The organism is Streptomyces sp. Je 1-4 4N24 (assembly GCF_026239515.1).
GTDB lineage: Bacteria > Actinomycetota > Actinomycetes > Streptomycetales > Streptomycetaceae > Streptomyces > Streptomyces nigrescens.
This window is the reverse complement of the sequence record NZ_CP110836.1, coordinates 2,527,825-2,550,750: the sequence shown is the minus strand read 5'-3', so window position 1 is coordinate 2,550,750 and position 22,926 is coordinate 2,527,825. Positions and strand designations below refer to the sequence as shown.

At 68.3% G+C, this 22,926-nt stretch carries 17 protein-coding genes; 11 read left to right on the top strand and 6 right to left on the bottom strand.

Features of this window, described 5'->3' with window-relative positions; genetic code table 11:
- Nucleotides 1-5 precede the first annotated feature (5 nt).
- The 4 genes from SLV14N_RS10740 (at nt 6) to SLV14N_RS10725 (ending at nt 4,661) form a co-directional block, all read left to right on the top strand.
- Nucleotides 6-308: a hypothetical protein gene (locus SLV14N_RS10740; protein WP_263269168.1), complete on the top strand. Its 303-nt coding sequence runs from the start codon at nt 6-8 to the stop codon at nt 306-308.
- Nucleotides 309-378: 70 nt separating this feature from the next.
- A complete protein-coding gene (locus SLV14N_RS10735) occupies nt 379-1,842 on the top strand; it encodes a WXG100 family type VII secretion target (RefSeq protein WP_263269166.1) in 1,464 nt (487 codons plus the stop codon).
- A 90-nt stretch (nt 1,843-1,932) separates the two neighbouring features.
- A complete protein-coding gene (locus tag SLV14N_RS10730; protein ID WP_263269165.1) occupies nt 1,933-3,240 on the top strand; it encodes a S8 family serine peptidase in 1,308 nt (435 codons plus the stop codon).
- A gap of 80 nt (nt 3,241-3,320) precedes the next feature.
- Nucleotides 3,321-4,661 (top strand): S8 family serine peptidase, encoded by a 1,341-nt coding sequence (locus SLV14N_RS10725; protein ID WP_263269163.1) that lies wholly within the window; start codon nt 3,321-3,323, stop codon nt 4,659-4,661.
- 222 nt (nt 4,662-4,883) lie between these two features.
- Here the strand turns inward: SLV14N_RS10725 and SLV14N_RS10720 are convergent, their stop codons facing one another.
- Both SLV14N_RS10720 and SLV14N_RS10715 read right to left on the bottom strand, forming a co-directional pair.
- On the bottom strand, nt 4,884-5,912 hold the full coding sequence (locus SLV14N_RS10720; RefSeq protein ID WP_263269162.1) for a PE-PGRS family protein: 1,029 nt from the start codon (nt 5,910-5,912) through the stop codon (nt 4,884-4,886).
- A 145-nt stretch (nt 5,913-6,057) separates the two neighbouring features.
- Nucleotides 6,058-6,390 (bottom strand): WXG100 family type VII secretion target, encoded by a 333-nt coding sequence (locus SLV14N_RS10715; RefSeq protein ID WP_263269160.1) that lies wholly within the window; start codon nt 6,388-6,390, stop codon nt 6,058-6,060.
- Nucleotides 6,391-6,853: 463 nt separating this feature from the next.
- Between SLV14N_RS10715 and SLV14N_RS10710 the strand changes: the two genes are divergently transcribed.
- The gene (locus SLV14N_RS10710) at nt 6,854-7,153 is read left to right on the top strand and encodes a hypothetical protein (protein WP_208680737.1); all 300 of its coding nucleotides are present in this window, start codon (nt 6,854-6,856) and stop codon (nt 7,151-7,153) included.
- A gap of 70 nt (nt 7,154-7,223) precedes the next feature.
- Here the strand turns inward: SLV14N_RS10710 and SLV14N_RS10705 are convergent, their stop codons facing one another.
- From SLV14N_RS10705 to SLV14N_RS10695, 3 genes are all read right to left on the bottom strand, one after another.
- On the bottom strand, nt 7,224-8,555 hold the full coding sequence (locus SLV14N_RS10705) for an SUKH-4 family immunity protein (RefSeq protein WP_263269159.1): 1,332 nt from the start codon (nt 8,553-8,555) through the stop codon (nt 7,224-7,226).
- Complete coding sequence (locus SLV14N_RS10700) at nt 8,552-10,693, bottom strand: ATP-binding protein (RefSeq protein WP_263269158.1); 2,142 nt, start codon at nt 10,691-10,693, stop codon at nt 8,552-8,554. Before SLV14N_RS10700 ends, SLV14N_RS10705 begins: the two co-directional genes overlap by 4 nt.
- 379 nt (nt 10,694-11,072) lie before the next feature.
- The gene (locus SLV14N_RS10695; protein ID WP_208680734.1) at nt 11,073-11,480 is read right to left on the bottom strand and encodes a hypothetical protein; all 408 of its coding nucleotides are present in this window, start codon (nt 11,478-11,480) and stop codon (nt 11,073-11,075) included.
- A gap of 239 nt (nt 11,481-11,719) precedes the next feature.
- Here SLV14N_RS10695 and SLV14N_RS10690 point away from each other — a divergent pair, with 239 nt between their 5' ends.
- Both SLV14N_RS10690 and SLV14N_RS10685 read left to right on the top strand, forming a co-directional pair.
- Nucleotides 11,720-12,028: a hypothetical protein gene (locus tag SLV14N_RS10690; RefSeq protein WP_208680733.1), complete on the top strand. Its 309-nt coding sequence runs from the start codon at nt 11,720-11,722 to the stop codon at nt 12,026-12,028.
- Nucleotides 12,025-12,771 carry a WXG100 family type VII secretion target gene (locus SLV14N_RS10685; protein WP_263269156.1) on the top strand — a complete coding sequence of 249 codons (747 nt, stop codon included), beginning with the start codon at nt 12,025-12,027 and terminating at the stop codon, nt 12,769-12,771. Before SLV14N_RS10690 ends, SLV14N_RS10685 begins: the two co-directional genes overlap by 4 nt.
- Before the next feature lie 114 nt (nt 12,772-12,885).
- Here SLV14N_RS10685 and eccCa read toward each other — a convergent pair whose 3' ends face one another.
- Nucleotides 12,886-16,842 (bottom strand): type VII secretion protein EccCa, encoded by a 3,957-nt coding sequence (gene eccCa / locus SLV14N_RS10680; protein WP_208680731.1) that lies wholly within the window; start codon nt 16,840-16,842, stop codon nt 12,886-12,888.
- A gap of 254 nt (nt 16,843-17,096) precedes the next feature.
- On the opposite strand from eccCa, the gene eccD reads away from it, so the two are divergent.
- The 4 genes from eccD (at nt 17,097) to SLV14N_RS10660 (ending at nt 22,896) form a co-directional block, all read left to right on the top strand.
- On the top strand, nt 17,097-18,560 hold the full coding sequence (gene eccD / locus SLV14N_RS10675) for a type VII secretion integral membrane protein EccD (protein ID WP_018093354.1): 1,464 nt from the start codon (nt 17,097-17,099) through the stop codon (nt 18,558-18,560).
- Between the two features lie 158 nt (nt 18,561-18,718).
- Entirely contained in the window at nt 18,719-19,006 is a 288-nt protein-coding gene (rpsO, locus tag SLV14N_RS10670) for a 30S ribosomal protein S15 (RefSeq protein WP_006602744.1), read from the top strand.
- 294 nt (nt 19,007-19,300) lie between these two features.
- A complete protein-coding gene (locus SLV14N_RS10665) occupies nt 19,301-21,520 on the top strand; it encodes a polyribonucleotide nucleotidyltransferase (protein WP_208680730.1) in 2,220 nt (739 codons plus the stop codon).
- Entirely contained in the window at nt 21,517-22,896 is a 1,380-nt protein-coding gene (locus tag SLV14N_RS10660) for a pitrilysin family protein (RefSeq protein ID WP_208680729.1), read from the top strand. Before SLV14N_RS10665 ends, SLV14N_RS10660 begins: the two co-directional genes overlap by 4 nt.
- Nucleotides 22,897-22,926: the final 30 nt, after the last annotated feature.

Here is a 22,926-nt window from a genome sequence, read left to right as displayed (position 1 = left end):
CAGAAATGGCTAAGGAATATCGCGTTGATCTGGATGCCCTGGATGAAGTGGTCAGGAAGCTCAACGGAGTCCTGAAGGACATGAATGGCACGAAGGGTAAGGCCGGTAGTGGCACTTACCTGCCGCCAAGTTCTTTGGGGAAGAAGTATGAAGAGCACGAAATGTTGCACAAGGCTCACACTGACATGAAGAAGTTCATCGACAGTGAAATCGTCGCCAAGATCGAGAAGTTGGTCGAGGACTTTGGTCAGAAGTCCAAGAAGACGAAGGAAGCCTACGACGATGCCGAGCACGACAACAAGATGTGACATCGAGTGCATCGGTTGAATGTCAGCTGACGGGAAAGGGGGCCCACAGGTGGGTGAAGGAAAGAGTGGCGTGCCTGAAGACAGGTACGAGAGCTATCGGCATGTGACGGACTTCAACCAGAGCAACTTCAATGGTCTGAAGGATATGCTCGATGGTGCCGATCCCGAAGTGCTTTACGCTGTCGCTCAGCACTGGCAGGACCTTGCCGACGCCTTGGAGACACACAAGAAGAGTTTCTCTAAGGCCGTGGATGATGTGATGGAACACTGGCAGGGCGAGTCCGCTGAGCGCTTCCAGAAGAGGGCTCAGCAGATCATCGCGAACTTCGAGTCCGGGAAACCTTGGTGCACTCACACGGCACGGGTTATGGACGAGTCGGCCCAGGCCCTTCAGACGGCCATCGATAAGGTCAGGACGAAGGACGAAAGCTGGGACATCGGCGACCTCAATGACTGGGGGTGGTCGATCTCCGACGACGAACTGGATGAAGCCCTCAAGAGGGGTGAAAGCGCCAAGGGCCTCCTGGAGGCGAACAAGGACGATCTCGACGACGAGCAGACGCTTCGGCTCGAGTCGACCATCGCCATGGAGCAGCTGGGCTCGTCGTTTGTGAGGGCCTCGAAGGCGCTGAAGGCGCCGGCGCCAGGGAGTATTGGCCGTGACGACAAGGTCCCCGACCACCAAAAGGACCCGTCAAACGATCCAGGCGCCATTAACACCCCCATGATTCCGACGGGTGGTGGACCGAAAGGTGGCGGGGGTGGACTCAAGCTCCCGAGCCGGCGCCCGAGCTCCGGTAGCACCCCCAAGATGCCCAGCCCCCCGAGCCTCAAGCATCCGGGCGTCAGCGGTGGTCTGGGAGAGCTGAAGCCCAAGGGGCCCAGCGTGGGGACTGGCCTTGACGGCCTCCACGATGGCCCCAGCGGCGGGCTCAAAGCCCCCAGTGGCAGCCCCGGCGGTGGCGGTCTCCACGCGCCCAGCGGCGGTGGCCCAGGCGGTGGGCCTGGCTTGTCCGGAATGCCGGGCGGCATGCCTGGGGCTGGCGGTCTCAAGAGTGCCGGCTCTGGCGGCCTCAAGGGCAGTGGCCCCGGCGGTCTTAAGAGTGGTGGCCCTGGCGGTCTCAAGGGCGGCGCACCCGGTATCAGCCCAGGAGGTACCCAATCGGGGGGCCGTGCCGGGATGCCGGGCATGGCTGGCGCACATGGTGGTGGCGCAGGCAAGGGCGCGGGCGGTGGGGGCGTCAGCTCCGGCGGTGCCCAAGCGCGGCAGAAGGGCGGGATCATCGGGTCGCCCGGTGGTAGAGCCAGCGGCGGAGCCCAGGGTGGATCCGGCCTGCACCGCAGCCGAGGGGGAACTGCCGGGTCCGATTCGGGTGGCGGGCGTCGCCCGGCAGGCATGATGGGTGGCGCGCATGGTGCGCCCGGCGCCAGGGGCGAGGGCGGAGGTGGGGACGCGAGCCGTCCCGACTACCTCGTAGAAGACGAAGAGACCTGGACGTCCAAGCGTAATGTGGCTCCCCCGGTCATCGAGTAGGAACGGCCGGTCAAGTAATCGGCGGACAGGCTTGGGGCCCGCAGCCCCTCGGGCTGCGGGCCCCACTCTGTGAGGAAGGTGTTATACGGCATGAGCTTCACGCGGACGCTGCGTGCGGTGGGCGGCGCGGTGGTGGCGGGGGCACTGCTCTTCGGCACCGCGCCGGTTGCTTCGGCAGATCAGATCAGGCATGACCAGTGGCCGTTGAGGTCCTTCGGTGCTGACGATGTCTGGAAGGTGTCAACCGGCAAGGGTGTCACCGTCGCGGTTATCGATGCCCCAGTAGATGGAAGTCATCCTGATCTCAAGGGAAGTGTGCTTCCCGGCAAGAGTTTCTTCGCGGGTGGCGGGCCGGCAGATCGCCCGGATGGGAAGGAGGAGCATGGCACCGCCATGGCTTCGCTCATCGCTGGGCACGGGCATGGTCCTGGGGGATCCGAAGGGGTGAAGGGGCTGGCGCCTGACGCCAAGATCCTTCCTGTCGGAATTGACCTTGGCGACGCAGGGACGTCCTATGCGCAACCGTTGAGGTATGCCGTGGACCATGGCGCGAAGGTCGTCAATATGTCTTTCGAGGATTACGAGGACACGTCGCCTGCTGAACGGGCGGCTGTTGACTATGCTCGAAAGCATGATGTTCTGGTAGTTGCGTCATCCGGAAACACTGGCTCTAGCATTCCTCGTCTTCCTTCTGCGGTACCGGGGGTTCTCGCTGTCGGAGCGGTGGACATTGACCTCAAGGTCTGGAAGTTCTCCAGCTACGGGCCTCATATCAAGCTGCTGGCGCCAGGGCTTCATATTCGGTCGGCGGGAGTTGAGACCCCTTATCGCCTGGCCAACGGTACGTCGGACTCCGCAGCGTACGTATCTGCCGCCGCGGCGCTTCTCCGCTCCAAGTTCCCGGACCTGACCGCCGGCCAGATCGCCAACCGTCTGGTGAAGACTGCCGGTCTGCCGGATGACATGAAGGGGAAGAAGCTTCCTGACCCGCGCTACGGCTACGGTTTCATCAGGCCGTCCAAGGCATTGACCGCGAATATTCCTGCTGGCTCGAAGAACGGGCCGCTGCCTCCCCTCAGTGATGGCTCGTCCAAGGAATCCGGTGACGGCAAGGACGCTCAGCAGGCCACCGAGAGCGATAAGGGCATGAGTACGGGCGTCATCATCGGCATTGTCGGTGGTGTGGTCGGCCTTCTCGTTGTCGTGCTGATCGTTGTGCTGGTAGTCAAGAAGAAGAGCGGCCGTAATGGTCCGCCTCCGAGTGGCCCTAGTGGCTTCGGGGGGCCGGGCGGATCCGGTGGCTTTGTGCCGCATCCGCCGAACTCGGGCTACCAGCAGCAGCCGAGCGCGCCTGGTTCGTATCCGTCGGCGCCGCCCACGCAGCCGCCGGGACGGTAAGTCCGAACTTGTTCATCAAAGATGGCGGCCCGCAGCTTTCGAGCTGCGGGCCGCGGCCTGTTGAGGAGAGGTGTTACAGCATGAGCTTCACGCGGACGCTGCGTGCGGTGGGTGGCGTAGCGGTGGCAGGAGCGCTGCTCTTCACCGCCGCGCCTACCGCTTCGGCGGACTACATCAGGGACGGACAGTGGGCGCTTGACGCGTTCAATCCGCAGAAGGTGTGGAATGAGTCGACCGGTAAGAACGTCACCGTGGCGGTCATTGACTCCGGTGTCAACGGGGATCACGTCGACCTCAAGGGCAATGTGCTTCCAGGGAAGAGCTTTGCCGACGGGGGCGGTACAGCCGATCATGAATCCGGCGATGACCACGGCACAGCAATGGCGGCCTTGATCGCGGGGCATGGGCACGGCCCCAACCATGCTGACGGCATCATGGGTCTGGCGCCTGATGCGAAAATCCTTCCGATCAAGAGGAACGAATCGGTTGGTGGAAACGCGAACAGTATCGACGCTCCCATTCGATACGCCGTTGATCACGGCGCAAAGGTCATCAACATGTCCTTTGCGGGGCCTTACGCGCTGAATGAGCAGGAAAAGAGTGCTATCAGCTATGCCGTAAAGAAGGACGTGTTGCTGGTTGCTGGTTCTGGTAACGAGGGCACCAGTAAGCCGTCGTATCCAGCTGCAGCGCCCGGTGTATTGGCGGTCGGCGCAGTAGCCGAAGACGGCAAGGTCCTTGACAAGTCGAACTACGGGCCCCACATCCGCCTGATTGCTCCGGGTGAGAAGATCTACTCTGCCGGAACTTCCCTGAAGTATCGGCAAGCCACCGGCACCTCCGACGCCACGGCCTACGTATCCGCCGCCGCGGCCCTCGTTCGTTCGAAGTTCCCGGATCTCACCGCGGGTCAGGTCGCCAATCGGCTCACGAAGACGGCGATCACTCCTGACGGCAAGACGGGCATCACGTCCCCCGACCCCAAGTACGGCTACGGCGTGATTCGTCCGTACCGGGCCCTCTCGGAAGACGTCCCTGACGGGTCGAAGAACGGGCCGCTCACCATGCCGAAGGATTCTCAGCCTTCTGCCGGCGCGGGTGCGGATGCTCCGGGGAACGATGCTCAGGAGAGCGCGAGCGACGAATCGGGCGGCCTGAGCCCTCTCGCGCTCGCCGGTATGGCTCTCGGCGTGGTTGTTGTGCTGGGAATTGTCATCGGTGTGGTCGTTGCCGCGAAGAAGCGTCGCAACGGTCCGCCTCCGGGCGGCTCCGGTTTCGGTGGTCCGGGTGGCGGTGCGGGAGTTCCGCCTCAGCAGCAGTTCGGTGCCTACCCGCAGTCGGGAGGCCCTGGTGCTTACCCGCAGCCGGGAGGACCCGGCGCTTACCCGTCGGCGCCTCCCACTCAGCCTCCGGGGCAGTGAGGTCTCCCCGCCTTCCCCTGTAGAGATCTCAGGGTGGTGACCAGACGCCGGATCCAGTGATTCACCAGGGCCCCGCTCCTGGTGACGAGCTGGTCGCAGGCGCCTGGCGTAGTAACCGGCCACCGCCCAGCCGCAGTTCAGCAACCGCACAGGGCCCACAGCCGAAGAGGCTGTGGGCCCTACTGGTGCGACAGCGGGATGCCGGATCAGTGGGATGCCGGATCAGCCGAAGACCGAGCGGACCTCGTCCGTTGCGTCCTGGTTGCGGGTGGCCGCGCCGCCGGTGTGGCGGTCGGTGTGGCGCTGGGCGGCGTCGAGGCCTCGGTTGGTGAGGTCTTGCCTGGCGTGGTCGATGTAGGTGCCGGGGTCGGTGAGGCTGGTGACGCCGTCCTTGTACTCCTGGGCGCCTTCCTTGATGCCGTCGACGTATTCGCCGGCCTTGTCCTTGGCGATGTCGGTGGTTTCGCCCCAGTCGATTCCGTCGCGGGCGCCGAAGTGGCTTTCGATGCCCTGCTGCGCGACGTTCTGGGCCATCTCCGTGGCGGCTTCCTGGGCCTTGGCCTTGCCCTCTTCGATGATTTTGTCCCGGGCGATTTCCTTCGCCTGATCGACGACCTTGTCCTTGACGGTTTCCTTGACCGTCTTCTTCACATAGTCCGCCGCAATCTTGCGGGCTTCCTTGGACACGGCCTTCTTCGCCATCTTCTTGATGGCGTCCATGGTGGCGTGCTCCATGGCCTTGGTGGCCGCCTCCATGACCTCGCGTTTGATCTTGTCGAGGATCTGGCGGACGATCACCCGCGTTGCCTGAGTGGCGCCTGCGGCACCGATCTCGGACAGGCCGAGAGTGAAGGGCGCGGCGGCCTGTGCCGCGATGATCTCGGCGGCCAGAATCACGAGCTGGACAATGACCGCGATTTTGCCGGCGAGAACGGCGAGGGCGGCCGCGTCGAAGGCGAGAGCGATGATTTCAGCCGCCGCGGCGGCGTCACGGAGGTAGCTGTCCCCGCTGTCTCCGCCGCCGGAGAAGGAACCCCATTCGTTCGCAAAGCCCTCGATCGCATCGCCGGAGTTGGCGGAGACGACTTCATTGGCTGCCGAAGAGCCCTGGGAGGAGGCTTGGTTGACGGACTCGGCGAAGTTGCGCCAGGCCTGCGCGCATTCGTGGAGCTTGTCCTCGTCGGCGTCCGGCCAGTTGTAACCGAGGAGGTCCAGGACCCAAGCTACCTCGCCTGGCAGCGTCAATGACACAGTGATCGTCCCCCGTGCAGTTGTAGCCGATTGCGGAGTGCAATGGTGGTGGAGAAGAAGGAGAGGCTGATGACGCGCGTCAGGGTGCGGGGTGCGGTGCGGGCCTCAAAGGGCCGGGCCGGGCTCAGATGCGGCGGGCCGGGTGTCAGATGGCCGGGCGGCCGACCGCGCTGATGGTGTGAATGCCCTGCTCGTCGGATTCGGTGTACGAGCCGGCCATCTCCTGGAGCTTGTCGCCGATACCTTCGAGGCGTTCGCCCAGGGAGTCCATCGACTCGAACATACCGTCCCTGATGGGCGTGTAGATCGTTTCGAAAATATCGCCGAAGTCGCAGTTCTCCCAGGGGCTGCCAAGGCCTTCAAGATCGTCTTGAAGCTTTTTCGACGCCTTGGAGAAACCGCTGCCGATGTGAACGAACGCGTTGCCCTGCGTGCGCAGCACATCCGGATCTACATCAAACGCCTTGCCTGTCACCATTGCCCCCGTTTTGCGGGATGTCCCGCACAGATACTTGTCGCATCCTCAGTGATCCCACATTAGGCGATCTGAACGCAGACATGTCAAGGCGAGAGGTGTGGAGGGAATGTGGGCATCCTGCTGCATCAACGTCGTTTGGATTCGGGGGAATTGACCCACCTGGGGTATTGGTGAATCTTGTGGGGGCGGCATGGGTGCGTGTGCCGCGGCGACGTACCGAAAGGGGAGGTTAAATATGGGTACGCCGTTGGTCAATCATTTGGATTTGCGGTGCGGAGCGCCGGGCGGTGGTGGGTGGTGAGTTCTCGTTGCTCGGTGTTGAGTGTTCCGGCGCCGGCCGGCCCGGAATTTGTTCCGCCCGGGAGGGGGAGGCGGCCTAACCAGCCCCTTCGCGGAGTGAGTTGAGGCTCGGTCCGGGGATCGGGGCGGACCGGCGATCACTCGTCCCGTAGCATTCCCGCTCATGGACGCACCCGGCGATGAAGAGCCACTCTCCGAGACTCGTGTGGGACTGACACCTCGTCAGGCCCGGCGAATACGCATCGTCCTGGCCTCGGTGCTGATGGCCGCGATGGCGGGGGTGCTTGTGGTGCGCCTGGCGTCGCGTACGTCGGTGCTGGTGGTCGGGGTGTACGGAGCCGCACTGGTGCTCTGCGGTGTGGTGATCGAACTCAGCCGTAACGGGCGCACCCGGCTCGGCACCTGGCTGCTGGGCATCGGCCTGGCGACCGCGCTCGCCTCTGACTGGCTGCTGTTGCCCTGAGGTGAGGCCGGGGGAGGACCGGGGAGAAGGGGAGAGCAGCCCCAGCCCCCCGATCAAAGCCCCCGGGCCCCTAGAACAACCCGTGCCACATCTGCTCAATGACCAGCGACCACCAGTTGCTGTCGTCGTCCAGGGCCCAGGAGTCGATCGCCGCGATCTGGTCCTGGAAGGTGGCGACCGCCGTTCCTGCCGCGTACGGGTCCATGCCCTGCATCTGCCGGCGCGTGGTGACCAGCAGGGCGAGCGAGCGGAGGTAGGCGGACAGGGTGCGGTTGACGAACCGGCCGCCGCCCGAGGACGGTTGGACCGCCCAGACGGTGCCGACCAGGTTCTGGTTCTCCTCCGCGGCGGTGCACTGGACGGCGAGCGTGTAGAGGCCGTCGGTGCCGATCCGTACGTAGCCGGCGAGGGTGGCCAGGGTCTGCTCCTGGGCCTCGGTGCCGGTTTCCCGCAGGTAGGTCGCCACGTCCGGGAACAGTCCGCCGGCGGGCGGGGAGTCCGGCCGGTCGGCGGTGAAGAAGAACGGCACCTGAGCCGGCAGACCGGCCCAGACCAGGGTGTTCTTCGTGGCCTCGGGCAGCCGGCCGGTGGCGAGGTCATCGGCGTCCGGGCGGGTGACGCCCTGGGGCCCGAAGACCTCCACGAGGTGCTTGCCGAGTGCCACGTCCCGCATCGGCGGTGCGGCCTCGACCCGCTGCGGTACCGGCAGCCGGTGCGGGCGCGGCGGTGCCTGCCGGCCCGCCAGCTGGTGCATCATCTCGACGTGCCGCAGCAGTCCGGCGATGCCCTCGGCGCGTTCCTCGGGCCGCATGCCGTAGCCCTCGGTGCAGGAGAACGTGGCGTTCGGGAAGGTGCGGAGGATGAAGTCGCCGGGGTAGCCGCCGGGCAGCAGTGCCGACCGCAGATCGGTGTGGACCGCGCGGACGTTCGCGGGGTGCACGCCCAGTCGCTGCAGCTCGTCGAAGAGCTGGAACTCGGCGGGCGGCAGTCCGGGCGCAGAGACGCGGGCGAGGCTGGTCTCCTCGCCGGTCGCCGGGTCGGGGTAGGTCGCGACGGCGGTGTTGCCGGGGCCGGTGACCGGAGGTTCGGCGGGTGCCGCCGGAGCAGCGACGGCCCCGGCACCGTGCTTCTGCTGGTACATCCGCACGACCTCGTCGACCGGTACGGACGGCCACACCGTCAGCTCGCCGGACGCCCGGTCCACGACGCCGCAGGCGGCGCCGACCTCGGCGGGCGGGCGCCGCTGCCCGGTCTGCGGGTCGACCTCCGGGGGCGGCGGTACGGCCCACACCACCCAGCCGAGGTCGAACTCCTGCATGGCCACCTCACGCGGGGGACCCTGATGCCCCTCGGGGTTGAGCCAGCGGGCGGCGGTGGCATGTGCCTGCGCCTGGTTGATCACGAGTGGTCTCCTTCGAGGCCGTCGGAAGCATCGGAGTCGGCGGGGCCGGTGCGCTGGGCCGGCACGGTGGGGGTGACCGCGGGTGCCGCGGCGAGGATCTGCCGGGCGGTCACCCCGCGTGCGGTGGCGACGACAAGCACCCCGTCGGGCGAGAGATCGGCGCCGGTGAGCGGGGCGTCCGAGAGCAGTGCGGCCACCACCTCCTGGCCGGCGCGGTCCCAGACCCGCAGATAGTCGGCGCCCCGGCTGAACCCGAAGGGCGCCGCCGCCTTCGCCTCCTCGGAGGGCAGCTGCACCTGCGCCGGGTCGGCGTCGACATATCCGGGCCGCAGCAGATCGTGAAGGAGCAGCGTCGAGCCGCCGCCCTCGGAGGAGTCGCCGTCCGGGCCGGGCACCGTACGGGAGCCGGGAGTGCCCTCGGGGACGACGAAGGCGGCAACGGGACGGGGGGCGGCCTCGCCGGACGCCGGTGCCGGTCCTTCCCCGCCGGCCCCGGTGCCGTCCGCGCCCGGGGCCGTCTCCGCGGTCGCACCCTCCCCGCCCTCCTGGGGCAGGGAACCGGTGGTCACGGCGCGGACGCCGGCCAGCGGTACGCTCCACAGCGTGCGCCACGGCAGCGCGAAGTCGAGGGTGTGCAGTGCCTCCGCGTACGGCGCCAGCCCGTCCTCGACGAAAGCGGTCTCCAGAAAGGCCGCCCGCATGCCGGCCGGGGCCTGGGAGCGGGTCAGCAGCGGAGCGGTGCGCAGGTACGTACGGGCCGGGGCGCCCAGCTGCTCGAGCGGTACGGCCTCGATGGCGGCCCGCATCGTCACCGGGTCGGCATGGGCGAACAGGCCCGGGTCGGTGAGGAGTTGGGGCAGCAGACCGGCGTCGAGGGTGTGGGCGGCGAGATGGTCGCGGATGTACGGATCGGCCTTGGACCAGTTCTGCTGCGGCACCGCTTCCAGCAGCGCCATGGCGATCTTGGTCTGGGCGTCCCGGACGTCCGGCAGCCCGGAGCGGATCTCCTCGGCGATCCCCGGGTGCTGCAGACGCAGCAGCGTACGGCCGCCGTCGGCCCCGGCCTCGTCCTCGGCCTCGTCGTCCGCCTCCCCGGCCTGCTCGACCGGCTGGATGAACGGCGCGGCCAGCAGCATGCCGTCGGCGAGGTCCTGGCTCATGTCCCGTCCGGCCACGGCGTTCGCCAGCGCACCCCACAGCTGGACGGGCAGGCCCTCGCCCTCGGCGAAGGCGAGCGGAGCCAGCAGCAGCCGCAGGGTCTGCGGATCGGCGCCCAGCCGGCGCGCATGCAGATCGAGGGCCTCGCCGACGCTGCCGGGCAGCAGGGCCCCGTCCGCCGGGTCGAAGCCCTCGGGCTGCATGAGCAGCGACTGCACGGCGAGCTGGACGGTCAGCCGACTGCCGTCCGCGCGCCGGGCGAGGTCCTCGGCGAGCGTCCGGCGCACGGCGGGGTCGGTGGTGAAGGGGAGTTCGGGCGCCCCGGCGTCGGGGTCGAGCGCGGTCGTGGCGTGCAGCACCAGACCCTCGGGGTCGGCCCACTCGGCCGCATCGAGATCGATGATCTGCACCTGGCCGGGCGGCAGCGCCTCGGCCAGCTCCGCGGCCAGTTCGCGCGGCACATCGGCGAGCAGCTGCACCGTTTCGGTGGCGGCGAGCGGCTTGAGCACCTCCCGTACGAGGCGGGCCGGCTCGTTGGCGGCACGTACCGGGCCGGCCCGGTCGACATCCGGCACCACAATCGTCACCGGCTCTTCACGAGCGGCGAGTTCGGGGCAGATGTCGTCACTGCGGACCGCGCTCAGTCCGAAATGGTCGGCGATGAGCCACAGGACCTGTGCCGCGGTGCGCCCCGAGGGGCTCGGTACGGCGGGCGCCGGCAGGTCCGGGGGCACGGTCGCCGGGTCCAGGTCGTCCAGCGGCAGCTGCTTGCGGTAGCCGGGATCGCACATCATCAGGAAGCCGGTGACCAGGCGCGAGCGCCCGCTGCCCGGGTTTCCGGTGAGCACGACGACGCGCGGGGCGCCGGGCCACCGCATCCGCCAGGCCGCGAGCGCGCGGAGCGCGGCGGTGCGGCCGCCGACGAACGGATGAGGTGCATATCCGGCCGCTGCGGCGTTTCCTTCATCTGAGGCGCTCATGGCTTCCTCGTCCCCCATCAATCCCGCCTCCACCTTTGTGGATTCCTGCGTGTACCGGCTCGATCCTATGATCCGGACCGCGCAGACGGGACGGCGCGGGGGTGGCTGTGCCGGAACTGGAACACGCAGGCCGGGACCGTGCCGGGCGACTGCGTCAGATGGCTCGCGAGGCGCGCGTCAAGTGAGTTGTCCCTGGGATGTGGTGTGGAGAAATCGGGAATGCCCTGTGCCGAAAGGAAGCAGACCGGCCCGAGGAATCCGGCGGCCGATCTGCTTTCTTCCGTATCGCCTCCATGGACCCTTTGAACTGATTTCGGCGGCGGAAAAGATCAGCCGCTCGCGCCGCACCGCCGCCCGGCATCGCGCGGGCGGTGGCCGGTCAGCCCCGGTGCCCGCCGCCCCGGCCGCCGCGCCGCGGAGTGGACACGATGTTGCCCGTCGGACCGTCGCGCTCGGCGCGCTCCGCGTCCTCCTTGGCCTCCTGCTCCTTCTGCCAGGCGGCGAACTTCTCGCGTGACTCCTCGCGCTCGGCCATGGTCTGGTTCTCCGCGGCCCGCCGGATCTCGTTCATCCGGTCGCCCAGCGCGTCCATGTACCGCGGCGTCTCGATCGCGTCCTTCATGCCGATGCGGCCGGAGAGCACCTCCTTGGCCATCTCCTGGAGCTTGCCGCCGACGTTGGGGTTCTCCGCCAGGACCTTCAGCGCCTTACGCAGCCGGTGTGCCTGCTCCGGATCCTGGGCGACGTCCATCAGGTCCTCGTCCTGGATCTGCCGTTCGTTGCTCATCCCTGCCCCCTTGAACGTGATGGCACAGCAACCGCATGTGCTGCACCGGCGTCCTGAAGTCTAATGACGGATGTGAACAGGTCGTCAAGGAGGGGCTTGTCGGTATTGCCGCATATTGCTCCGTATGCATTCCGCGGTTCGCCGTCCGCCCGTTCCGGAGAGGGCTTCGGGCCTATTGCGGGTGTGCTAGACCTGAGGCGATGTTGGCAGGTAGCTGTCATTCAATTCGGGGAGAAATGATGTCCGACGAAGTCCGGCTCAGTACAGAGGAGTTGCACAAGCTCGGTGCGACCTTCGAGATACGCGCGGAAGAACTGGGCCGGCAGCTTGCCGCATTCAGACGACGGGCCGACGCCGAGGCCCTCCGGGACGGTTTCGGCAGCGAGGAGGAGGCCCGGCCGTTCCGTGAGCTGTACGAGCAGGCCGAGCAGGCCCTCGTCCAGCTGCAGCGGCGGCTCGCCGAGGTCGGCGGAGGGATCAAGGAGACCGTCGCCCATACGGAGGCGGCCGAGGAAGAGCTGGTCGAGATGATGCGGAGCGTCAAGTGAGCGAGCGACGCAACCCCGAAGCCCTGCACGAAGCGGCGGCCGGCTGGCGGGAGATGGGCAAGCACCTCGACGGACTCGTCCGCGACCTGGACCGGCACGTCGGCACCGCCGCCGCGGCCAACTGGCACGGCCCGGCCGGTGAGGCGTTCGCGGGGGAGTGGCACCGCCTCAAGCGGTCCGTCGACGACTCCCTGCCGGCCTTCGAACTGGCCGCCGCCGACCTGGAGAACGCGGCCGCCGCACCCCCCGAGGACAAGGGCGGCGAGGAACACCACGAGGCACCGCCGGTGAAGAACTCCGCCACCACGCAGTCGTCGTCCGGCCCCGAGGTCGCCTACGGCTTCATGGCGCTCGGCCAGCTGGCCAACGGCCTCGGCGGCGCGTTCGGCAAGCGCGGCGGGGGCGGCGGCCAGTCGCGGGGACCGGTCGTACGGCACACCTGGGAGACCTCCACGGCCGCGCAGGGGCCCGACCCGTTCGGACCGGCGAAGAACGGCGACGCCAAGACGCGTGGCGGCGAGGGCCTCGCCAAGGGCGTACGGACCCAGCCGGCCGCCGCGGAGCCGGCCCCGGGCGAGGAACGGGCCCCGAAGACCGAGCAGGACAAGAAGGGGACGGCCGCCAAGCCCGCCGCCGCTGCCGCCACCGGCGGCGACGCCTCCGCCAAGGGCACCCCGGCGTCCGGTGGCGAGACTTCCGGTCAGCCCGCTCCCGACGTCACCCAGCACGGCGCGTTCGGCTGACCGCGCCCGGCCACCGGCCGGCACCCGGCGCGGACGCACCGCGCACCCAAGAAAAACGGCGGTGGGGCGCCCCTCCCAGGAGGGACGCCCCACCGCCGTTCCGTGTGTGACCGGTCAGCGGCCGTTCGCCGGCAGCCAGCCCGTCTGGACCAGCTGCGCACCCCGCTTACGCGTGATGAACGTGGCCCGTCCGGGCGTCAGGCTCTGCCCCTTGATGTTGCCCATCAGCGGCCCCTCGGCCGGATCGGCGGACAGGATCAGACCCTGCGCACCGAGCTCCTTGGTGCGCTGCATCACGGGCTCGAAGGACGACCGTCCGGCACCCGAGGAGCTGCGCGCGATGATCAGGCGCAGACCCAGGTCACGGGCGAACGGCAGATACTCCAGCAGCGGCTGCAGCGGGTTGCCGCTGCTGGTCGCCACCAGGTCGTAGTCGTCCACGATGACGAACGCGTCCGGCAGGTCGTACCAGCTGCGGTTGCGCAGCTGCTCCGGGGTGACGTCCGGGCCCGGCATCCGCCGGCCCAGCGAACCGGCCAGACCGCTGATGACCTCCTGCAACTGCGGCCCTGCGGCGCAGTACTTGTACAGGTGGCTCTCGGGAACCTCGCCGAGCAGCGCGCGCCGGTAGTCGGAGACCACCATCAGCGCCTTGTCGGACGGGTACCGCTCGGCGATCTGCTTGGTCAGCAGGCGCAGCAGCGACGACTTGCCGGACTCGCTCTCGCCGTAGATGACCAGCAGCGGGTCGGTCTCGAAGTCGATGAACGCCGGCGACAGCGTGGTCTCGTCGACACCGATCGCGATGCCGTGGTCCGGGTAGTCGCTGCCCTTGGGCAGCTCGTTGACGTGCAGCATCGTCGGCAGCATCCGCACCGCGGGGGCGGGGTCGCCCTGCCAGTGCTCGCTGACCGTCGACACCAGGTTCGCGACGCCGTCGCTGAGCGTCTCCGGGTCGCTCATCCCGTCCAGCCGCGGCAGCGCCGCCAGGAAGTCGAGCTTCTCGGGGGACATACCGCGACCGGGCTTGCCCATCGGGACGTTCTCCGCGCGCTTGCGGTCGAACTCCGACTCCATCGGGTCACCCAGGCGCAGCTCGACGCGGTTGAGGAGCTGGTCGCGCAGCGCGGGACGCACCTCGGTGTAGCGCGCACCGGCGATGATCAGGTGGACACCGAAACCGAGACCCCGGGCGGCGATGTCCAGGATCACCGGGTCCATCTGCTCGTAGTCGGTCTTGAACGTCGCCCAGCCGTCGATGACCAGGAAGACGTCGCCCCACTTCTGGTCGGGGTAGGTGCCCGCGGCCCGCCGCTGGCGGTAGGTCCCGATCGAGTCGATGTTGTTGGCCCGGAAGAACTCCTCACGCTCGTTGAGGATGCCGACGACCTCGGAGACCGTACGGCGCACCTTCTCCGCGTCCAGACGCGAGGCGACACCACCGACGTGCGGCAGGCCCTCCATGGACAGCATGCCGCCGCCACCGAAGTCGAGGCAGTAGAACTGCACCTCGGCCGGGGTGTGGGTGAGCGCGAACGAGGCGATGGCGGACCGGATCAGCGTGGACTTACCGGACTGCGGACCACCCACGACCAGACCGTGACCGGCACCGGCGGAGAAGTCCAGGTACATCACGTCACGCCGCTGCTCGAACGGCTTGTCCACCAGCGCGACCGGCACCACGAGCTTGCCGAGCGCGGTGTACTCCGGTGCGTGCACACCCCGTTCGGGCGTGACCGCGAGCGTGGGCAGCAGCTGGTTGACCGTCGGCGGCTCGTCCAGCGGCGGCAGCCACACCTGGTGCGCCGGCGGGCCCTGGCCCTGCATGCGCTGCACGATGACGTCGAGCACGGTGTCGGCGAGCGCGTCGTCCTGCTCCGGGGCGACCGGCTCGACCGGCGTGGGGTCCTCGATGATCTGCTCGACGACCGGGGCCGCCGTGAACGGCACCGGCAGCCGCCGCGTCCGGCTGCCGCCGGCGCTGCCGCCGGCACCGGGACCGCGGTAGGGGCCCGAGACATACGCGGCCTTGAACTGGACCATCGTCTCGGTGTCGTACTTGAGGATGCCGGAACCGGGGACGTTCGGCAGGTGGTAGGCGTCCGGCACACCGATCGCGGTCCGCGACTCGGCCGCGGAGAACGTCCGCAGACCCAGCCGGTAGGACAGGAAGGTGTCCAGACCGCGCAGCTTGCCCTCTTCCAGACGCTGCGAGGCGAGCAGCATGTGCACACCCATCGACCGGCCGATACGGCCGATCTGGATGAACATGTCGATGAAGTCGGGCTTGGCGGTCAGCAGCTCGGAGAACTCGTCGAGCACCATCACCAGCGACGGCAGCGGGTCCAGGGGCGCACCCGCGGCACGTGCCTTCTCGTAGTCGGTGATGTTGGCGTAGTTGCCCGCGGAGCGCAGCAGCTCCTGACGGCGCTGGAGTTCACCGGTGATCGAGTCGCGCATGCGGTCGATCAGGGTGACGTCCTCACCGAGGTTGGTGATGACGGCCGCGACGTGCGGCATCTCGGACATACCGGTGAAGGTGGCGCCACCCTTGAAGTCCGCGAGGATGAAGTTGAGCGTCTCCGAGGAGTGGGTCACCGCGAGCGCGAGCACCAGGGTGCGCAGCACCTCGGACTTACCGGAACCGGTCGCACCGACACACAGACCGTGCGGGCCCATGCCCTCCTGGGAGGCCTCCTTGATGTCGAGCATGACGGGCTGGCCGTCCTTGTCGACACCGATCGGCACCCGCAGCCGCTCGTGGAGCGTGCGCGGCCGCCAGGTACGCGACACATCGACGGAACCGGCGTCACCGATGTTCATCAGGTCGGTGAAGTCCAGGTTCGACAGCAGCGGCTCCTCGCCGTCCGCACCGGAACCCGCCCGCAGCGGGGCCAGCTGACGCGCCAGCGCCTCCGCCTCGGGGATCGACAGGGTGTCGCAGCGACCGTGGTAGACCGCGCCGCTGGCCGACTCCAGCACCAGCTTGCCCGGCTGGACCTGTACGGCCAGACCGCCCCGGATCTCGTCCAGATCGCCCGGCACGACCTCCAGGATGGTGACGCCCTGCAGGCCCTCGGCCCCGGCGATCACCGAGTCCATCGGCACATCGCCGCCGTCCAGCACGATCACCACGTGCGGGGAGTCGGTCACCGGAGTGCCCTGCGGGTTGAACCGGCCGCGGCCGTCGAGGTCGTCCGCGAGCAGCTCCTCGACCTCACCGAGGTCGCCGACGACCAGCCGGCGCGAACCGGCGCCGTCCGTGGTCTTGTCCTGCACGTGCGGCAGCCACTTCGTCCACTCCCACTCCGCCTGCGCACCGGGCGCGGCGACGACCGCGACCATCAGGTCCTCGGGCGAGTGCAGAGTGCACAGCTGGGCGATGACGGCCCGCGAGGCGCCGTAGACCGTGTCGGGGTCACCGGAGACGGTCAGGTGGTAGAAGGCGCGCAGCGAGACCGCCAGCGGCAGGTTGTCCAAGTGCCCGTGCTTGTCCAGGAACTCCTTCATCGCATGCGCGGTGAGCGGCTCCAGCTCGTCGACCGGAGCGGTCTCCGGAGCCCGCAGGGGAGTGGCCAGCTGCTGCGGCCCGAGCCCCAGCCGTACCTGTCCGAAGTCCGGATCGCCCGACCGGCGCTCCCATACCCGTTTGCCCTCGGCCACGATGGACCACAACTGGCTCGGGTCGGGGTGGGTGTACAGCTGGGCGTCCCGCTGCTTACGCGCGGTGCGCCGTACCTCTTTTCGCTTCTGCGTAAGGTACTTGAGGTAATCCTGGCGCTCTTGGAGCATTTGCCCGGAAGGCCCTTGGCGGGCCTTGACGATCTGCACGATCGCCATTGCCAGAGTGGACGCCACCATAAAGCCGCCCATGATTTTCATGAACGGCTGATTGCCCATGAACAAGAATCCCGCCGAGGACGCCATGCCCATCATGGGCATAAGGGTCATCAGCATGTTCTCTGATTCACCCTCACGCGGAAGCTCCGGAGGTGCCTCGAGTGTCACCTCCTCCGAGGGGACTTCGGGTGGCAGCGCGCGGGGCGGGCGCTTGACGATGACAACGCTCACCGAGGCATCAGTCCTTCATGCATCTCGCAGTCTCGGACCGCCCCCGTTGGATTCGACGGTCCCCCGAGCCAAGTACTTGGCCCGACGCAGGCGTTGATCCTACTGTTAACCGTCAAGTCTCGGGGCGGGTGGGGCGGTCGCTGAATTGGACGGTACGCTGACGCCTCGCGAGCGTGCCACAGCCCCGTAGAGACGGCTCTATATATAGGGCGCGCGACGCGACAAAACGCCCAACGGATAGGGGGAACCGCCAGGTGAGCACGAGCACTGGCACCGGCTTTTGCCGGGTCACAGTCGCCGCGCCGGATGCACGGATCGACGTGGCTCTGCCGGAGGACGTCGCACTCGTGGACATTTATCCGGAGATTCTGCGGCTCTCCGGTCAGTCCCAGGCGGAGGGCGCCCCGACCGGCTATCACCTTGTACGCCGCGACGGCACGGTACTTGACGCCGGTCAGTCGCTCGCGCAGCAGCAGATCCTCGACGGCGACCTCCTTCTTCTGAAGCCGTTCGCCGAGTCGCTGCCGCTCCCGGTCTTCGACGATGTCTCCGACGCCGTCGCCTCCGCGGTCAAGCGCAACCGCAGCCGCTGGAGCGACGACCTCATGCATGTCGTCGGCCTCACCGCCGGTGTGCTCCTGCTCGTCATGATGGCGTTCGCCCTGTGGTTCTCGAACCCCATCGACCGCGACATGCACCGCCTGCCCGGCATCATCGCCGGTGTCGTCGGCATCGTCCTGGTCGCGCTGGCCGGCGTCCGCGCCCGCGTCTACGACGACCACGGCTCCTCCATCGCGCTGGGCCTGGCCGCACTTCCGCATCTGCTGCTCGCCGGCTCCGGGATCTTCCCCGTCGAGGAGGGCGCCGGCCCCGGCCGCCTGCACCTCCTCGTCGGCTGTGTGACGGTGCTGATCGCCTCCGCGCTTCTGGTGGTCCTGCTGCCGCGCGGTGACGCACCCTTCGTCGCCGCCGCGTTCCTCTCCGCCATGGGCACCCTCGCGGTCTTCGCCGCGATCCTCACCGACGCCGGGCCCAGCGAGGTCGCCGCCGTCACCGCCGTCGTCGCCATCGCACTGGTCGCCTGGCTGCCCGGCCTCTCCGCCCGCTTCGCCCGGCTGCCCATCGGCTACAAGTCGCCCGACCAGATCGCCAAGGGCTCCTACGACAACAGCGGCGAGACCGAGTCCGTCGACTTCGTCAAGATCGGCAACCAGGCCAAGCGCGGGCACGAGCTGCTGCTCGGCCTGGTCGCCGGCTGCGCCGCCCTGGTCGTCGGCTCGGCCGGTGCCGTCCTCGGCTTCTCCGACAACATGTGGGCCCAGCTGCTGGCGATGGCCGCAGGCATCACGATCATGCTCCGCGCCCGGCTCTTCGACTACACCGCGCAGGTCGCCTGCCTGACCATCGCGGGCATCCTCACGATCGTCCTGCTGATCCTGGGCATCGCGCTGAACCCGCCGACGGAGATCTTCGTCGAGCTGCAGCGCTTCCAGGACTCCGGTCCGCTGAACATCCGGACCGTCTGGTTCTCCAGCAGCATCGCGGCGGGCGCCGCCCTCCTGGTGGGCGTCGGCCTGGTCGTCCCGCGCAAGGGCGTCACCCCCTTCTGGGGCCGGATCTTCGACCTCTTCGACGGTCTGATCCTGCTGTCCCTGGTGCCGCTGTGCCTGGCGGTCCTGGACGTGTACGCCACGGTGCGCGGCCTCACCGGCAGCTAGCGCCCCCGCTTCACCGGGCTTTTCCGCGGCCCCCCGACCAGCCGGTCGGGGGGCCGTTGCCAGCTGGTACGCTGTGTGACGGCCCGGTCGAGTCATCCAAGATTCCCTGTGAAGCAAATCCAGGGGCGCTCACGGGCCGAAACCAAGAGGAGTACCGCGTGTCGCTCGACGCCGCCACGAAGAAGCAGATCATGGCCGAGTTCGCCACCAAGGAGGGTGACACCGGTTCCCCCGAGGTTCAGGTCGCGATGCTCTCCCGTCGCATCTCGGACCTGACCGAGCACCTCAAGACCCACAAGCACGACCACCACTCCCGCCGTGGTCTGCTGCTGCTCGTCGGCCAGCGCCGCCGCCTGCTGCAGTACCTGGCGAAGAAGGACATCACGCGCTTCCGTGCGCTGGTCGAGCGCCTGGGCATCCGCCGCGGCGCGGCGGGCGCCAAGTAAGACGCCGTAGAGGGAGCGGTTCCCACCGGGGGCCGCTCCCTTTGCCATATGCACCGGACCTCCGCCCCGCCGCGAGGTGGACGGAAGCTTTGTAGTCTGGTGCCATATCGCAAAAAGCGAACGCGGTAGGAGCGCCACCTGGCCGCCGGTCCTCGGTAGTGGCCCCCGGATGATCCATGGAGATCCATGGCCCTCGCTCCGGGTGCTTCGATCGAAGACCGGCCCGTACCGGCGCTCCACCGAAGACGGTCCCCTGCCACACGGGCAGCGGACACATACGAGGAGATATCCCTGGTGGAGAACGAGACCCACTACGCCGAAGCCGTGATCGACAACGGTTCCTTCGGCACCCGCACCATCCGCTTCGAGACGGGCCGCCTGGCCAAGCAGGCCGCCGGTTCCGCCGTGGCGTACCTGGACGACGACACCATGGTGCTGTCGGCCACCTCCGCTTCCAAGACGCCGAAGGACCAGCTGGACTTCTTCCCGCTGACCGTCGACGTCGAGGAGCGGATGTACGCAGCCGGGAAGATCCCCGGTTCCTTCTTCCGCCGTGAGGGCCGCCCCTCCGAGGACGCGATCCTCACCTGCCGCCTGATCGACCGGCCGCTGCGCCCCTCCTTCAAGAAGGGCCTGCGCAACGAGATCCAGATCGTCGAGACGGTCATGGCGCTCAACCCCGACCACCTCTACGACGTGGTCGCCATCAACGCCGCCTCCTGCTCCACGCAGCTGGCCGGTCTGCCCTTCTCCGGCCCGGTCGGCGGCACCCGTGTCGCCCTGATCAACGGCCAGTGGGTGGCGTTCCCGACCCACAGCGAGCTCGAGAACGCCGTCTTCGACATGGTCGTGGCCGGCCGCGTCCTCCCGGACGGCGACGTCGCGATCATGATGGTCGAGGCCGAGGCCACCGAGAAGACCATCCAGCTGGTCAAGGACGGCGCCGAGGCCCCGACCGAAGAGGTCGTCGCCGCGGGTCTCGAGGCCGCCAAGCCCTTCATCAAGGTCCTGTGCAAGGCGCAGTCGGACCTCGCCGCCAAGGCCGCCAAGCCCGTCGGTGAGTTCCCGATCTTCCTCGACTACCAGGACGACGTCCTGGAGGCGCTCACCGCCGCGGTCAAGGACGAGCTCTCCCAGGCGCTGACCATCGCCGGCAAGCAGGAGCGCGAGACCGAGCTGGACCGCGTCAAGGGCGTGGCCGCCGAGAAGCTGCTCCCGCAGTTCGAGGGCCGCGAGAAGGAGATCTCCGCCGCGTACCGTTCGCTGACCAAGAGCCTGGTCCGTGAGCGCGTCATCAAGGAGAAGAAGCGCATCGACGGCCGCGGCGTCACGGACATCCGTACGCTCGCCGCCGAGGTCGAGGCCATCCCGCGGGTGCACGGTTCCGCCCTGTTCGAGCGTGGCGAGACCCAGATCCTGGGCGTCACCACCCTCAACATGCTCCGCATGGAGCAGCAGCTGGACACCCTCTCCCCGGTGACCCGCAAGCGCTACATGCACAACTACAACTTCCCGCCGTACTCCGTCGGTGAGACCGGCCGCGTGGGTGCGCCCAAGCGCCGGGAGATCGGCCACGGTGCGCTCGCCGAGCGCGCCATCGTGCCGGTGCTGCCGACCCGCGAGGAGTTCCCCTACGCGATCCGCCAGGTCTCCGAGGCGCTGGGCTCCAACGGCTCGACGTCCATGGGCTCGGTCTGCGCCTCGACCATGTCGCTGCTGAACGCCGGTGTGCCCCTCAAGGCCCCGGTCGCCGGTATCGCCATGGGCCTGATCTCCCAGGAGATCGACGGCCAGACCCACTACGTCGCCCTCACCGACATCCTCGGTGCGGAGGACGCCTTCGGCGACATGGACTTCAAGGTCGCCGGCACGAAGACCTTCGTGACCGCCCTCCAGCTGGACACCAAGCTGGACGGCATCCCGGCCTCCGTCCTGGCCGCCGCGCTCAAGCAGGCCCGCGACGCCCGTCTGCACATCCTCGATGTGATGAACGAGGCCATCGACGTTCCGGACGAGATGTCCCCGAACGCCCCGCGGATCATCACCGTCAAGATCCCGGTGGACAAGATCGGTGAGGTCATCGGCCCCAAGGGCAAGATGATCAACCAGATCCAGGAGGACACCGGCGCCGACATCACGATCGAGGACGACGGCACGATCTACATCGGTGCCGCCGACGGCCCGGCCGCCGAGGCCGCCCGCGCCACGATCAACGGCATCGCCAACCCGACCATGCCGGAGGTCGGCGAGCGCTACCTGGGCACGGTCGTCAAGACCACCACCTTCGGTGCGTTCGTCTCCCTGCTCCCGGGCAAGGACGGCCTGCTCCACATCTCGCAGATCCGCAAGCTCGCCGGTGGCAAGCGGGTGGAGAACGTCGAGGACGTGGTCGCGGTCGGCGCCAAGGTCCAGGTCGAGATCGCCGAGATCGACCAGCGCGGCAAGCTCTCCCTGATCCCCGTGATCGAGGAAGAGGATGCGGCCGAGGACACGAAGGACGACGCCGCCAAGTGACGTCTCGTACGCACACGACGACGGCCCGCACCTCCACGGAGGGGCGGGCCGTCGCCCGTACCCAAACGCTTCTCAAGGGCACCGCGGGCGCCGGTACGGTCCGCCGGACCACCCTGCCCGGGGGTCTGCGCATCGTCACCGAGACGCTGCCGACGGTCCGCTCCGTCACCTTCGGGATCTGGGCGAACGTCGGCTCCCGTGACGAGACCCCGTCCCTGAACGGCGCCACGCACTACCTCGAGCACCTGCTCTTCAAGGGCACCGAGCGGCGCAGCGCGCTGGACATCTCCGCCGCCATCGACGCGGTCGGCGGCGAGATGAACGCCTTCACCGCGAAGGAGTACACCTGCTACTACGCGCGGGTGCTCGACACCGATCTGCCGCTCGCCATAGACGTGGTGTGCGACATGCTCACCGGCTCGCTGGTGGAGGCCGAGGACGTGGACGCCGAGCGCGGCGTCATCCTCGAAGAGATCGCGATGACCGAGGACGACCCGGGCGACTGTGTGCACGACCTTTTCGCGCACACCATGCTCGGCGACACCCCGCTCGGCCGCCCGGTCCTGGGCACCGTCGACACCGTCAACGCCCTCACCCCCGAGCGCATCCGCCGCTTCTACAAGAAGCACTACGACCCCACCCACCTCGTCGTCACGGCCGCCGGCAACATCGACCACGCCAAGGTCGTCCGCCTGGTCCGCCGCGCCTTCGAGCAGGCCGGGGCCCTGGACCGGACGGACGCCGCCCCGATGGCGCCGCGCTCCGGCGCCCGCGCCATCCGCACCGCCGGCCGCGTCGAACTGCTCAACCGCAAGACCGAGCAGGCCCATGTGATCCTCGGGATGCCCGGGATGGCGCGCACCGACGACCGGCGCTGGGCGATGGGCGTGCTGAACACCGCCCTGGGCGGCGGGATGAGCTCCCGCCTCTTCCAGGAGGTCCGCGAGAAGCGCGGCCTGGCCTACAGCGTGTACTCGTACACCTCGGGCTTCGCCGACTGCGGGCTGTTCGGCGTCTACGCCGGCTGCCGCCCGAGCCAGGTGCACGACGTCCTCAAGATCTGCCGCGACGAACTCGACCAGGTGGCGTCCCACGGCCTCACCGACGACGAGATCCGCCGGGCGATCGGCCAGCTGCGCGGCTCGACCGTCCTCGGGCTGGAGGACACCGGCGCGCTGATGCACCGCATCGGCAAGAGCGAGCTGTGCTGGGGCGAGCAGATGTCGGTCGACGAGATGCTCGCCCGGATTGCGGCCGTCACCCCGGACGAGGTGCGCGAGGTGGCCCGTGACGTACTGGGCACCCGTCCCTCGCTGTCCGTCATCGGCCCGCTGAAGGACCGGCAGGCGGCCCGGCTGGACGACGTCGTCGCCTAGGCCCCGCTGCGATACCACCAAGAGAGAGAC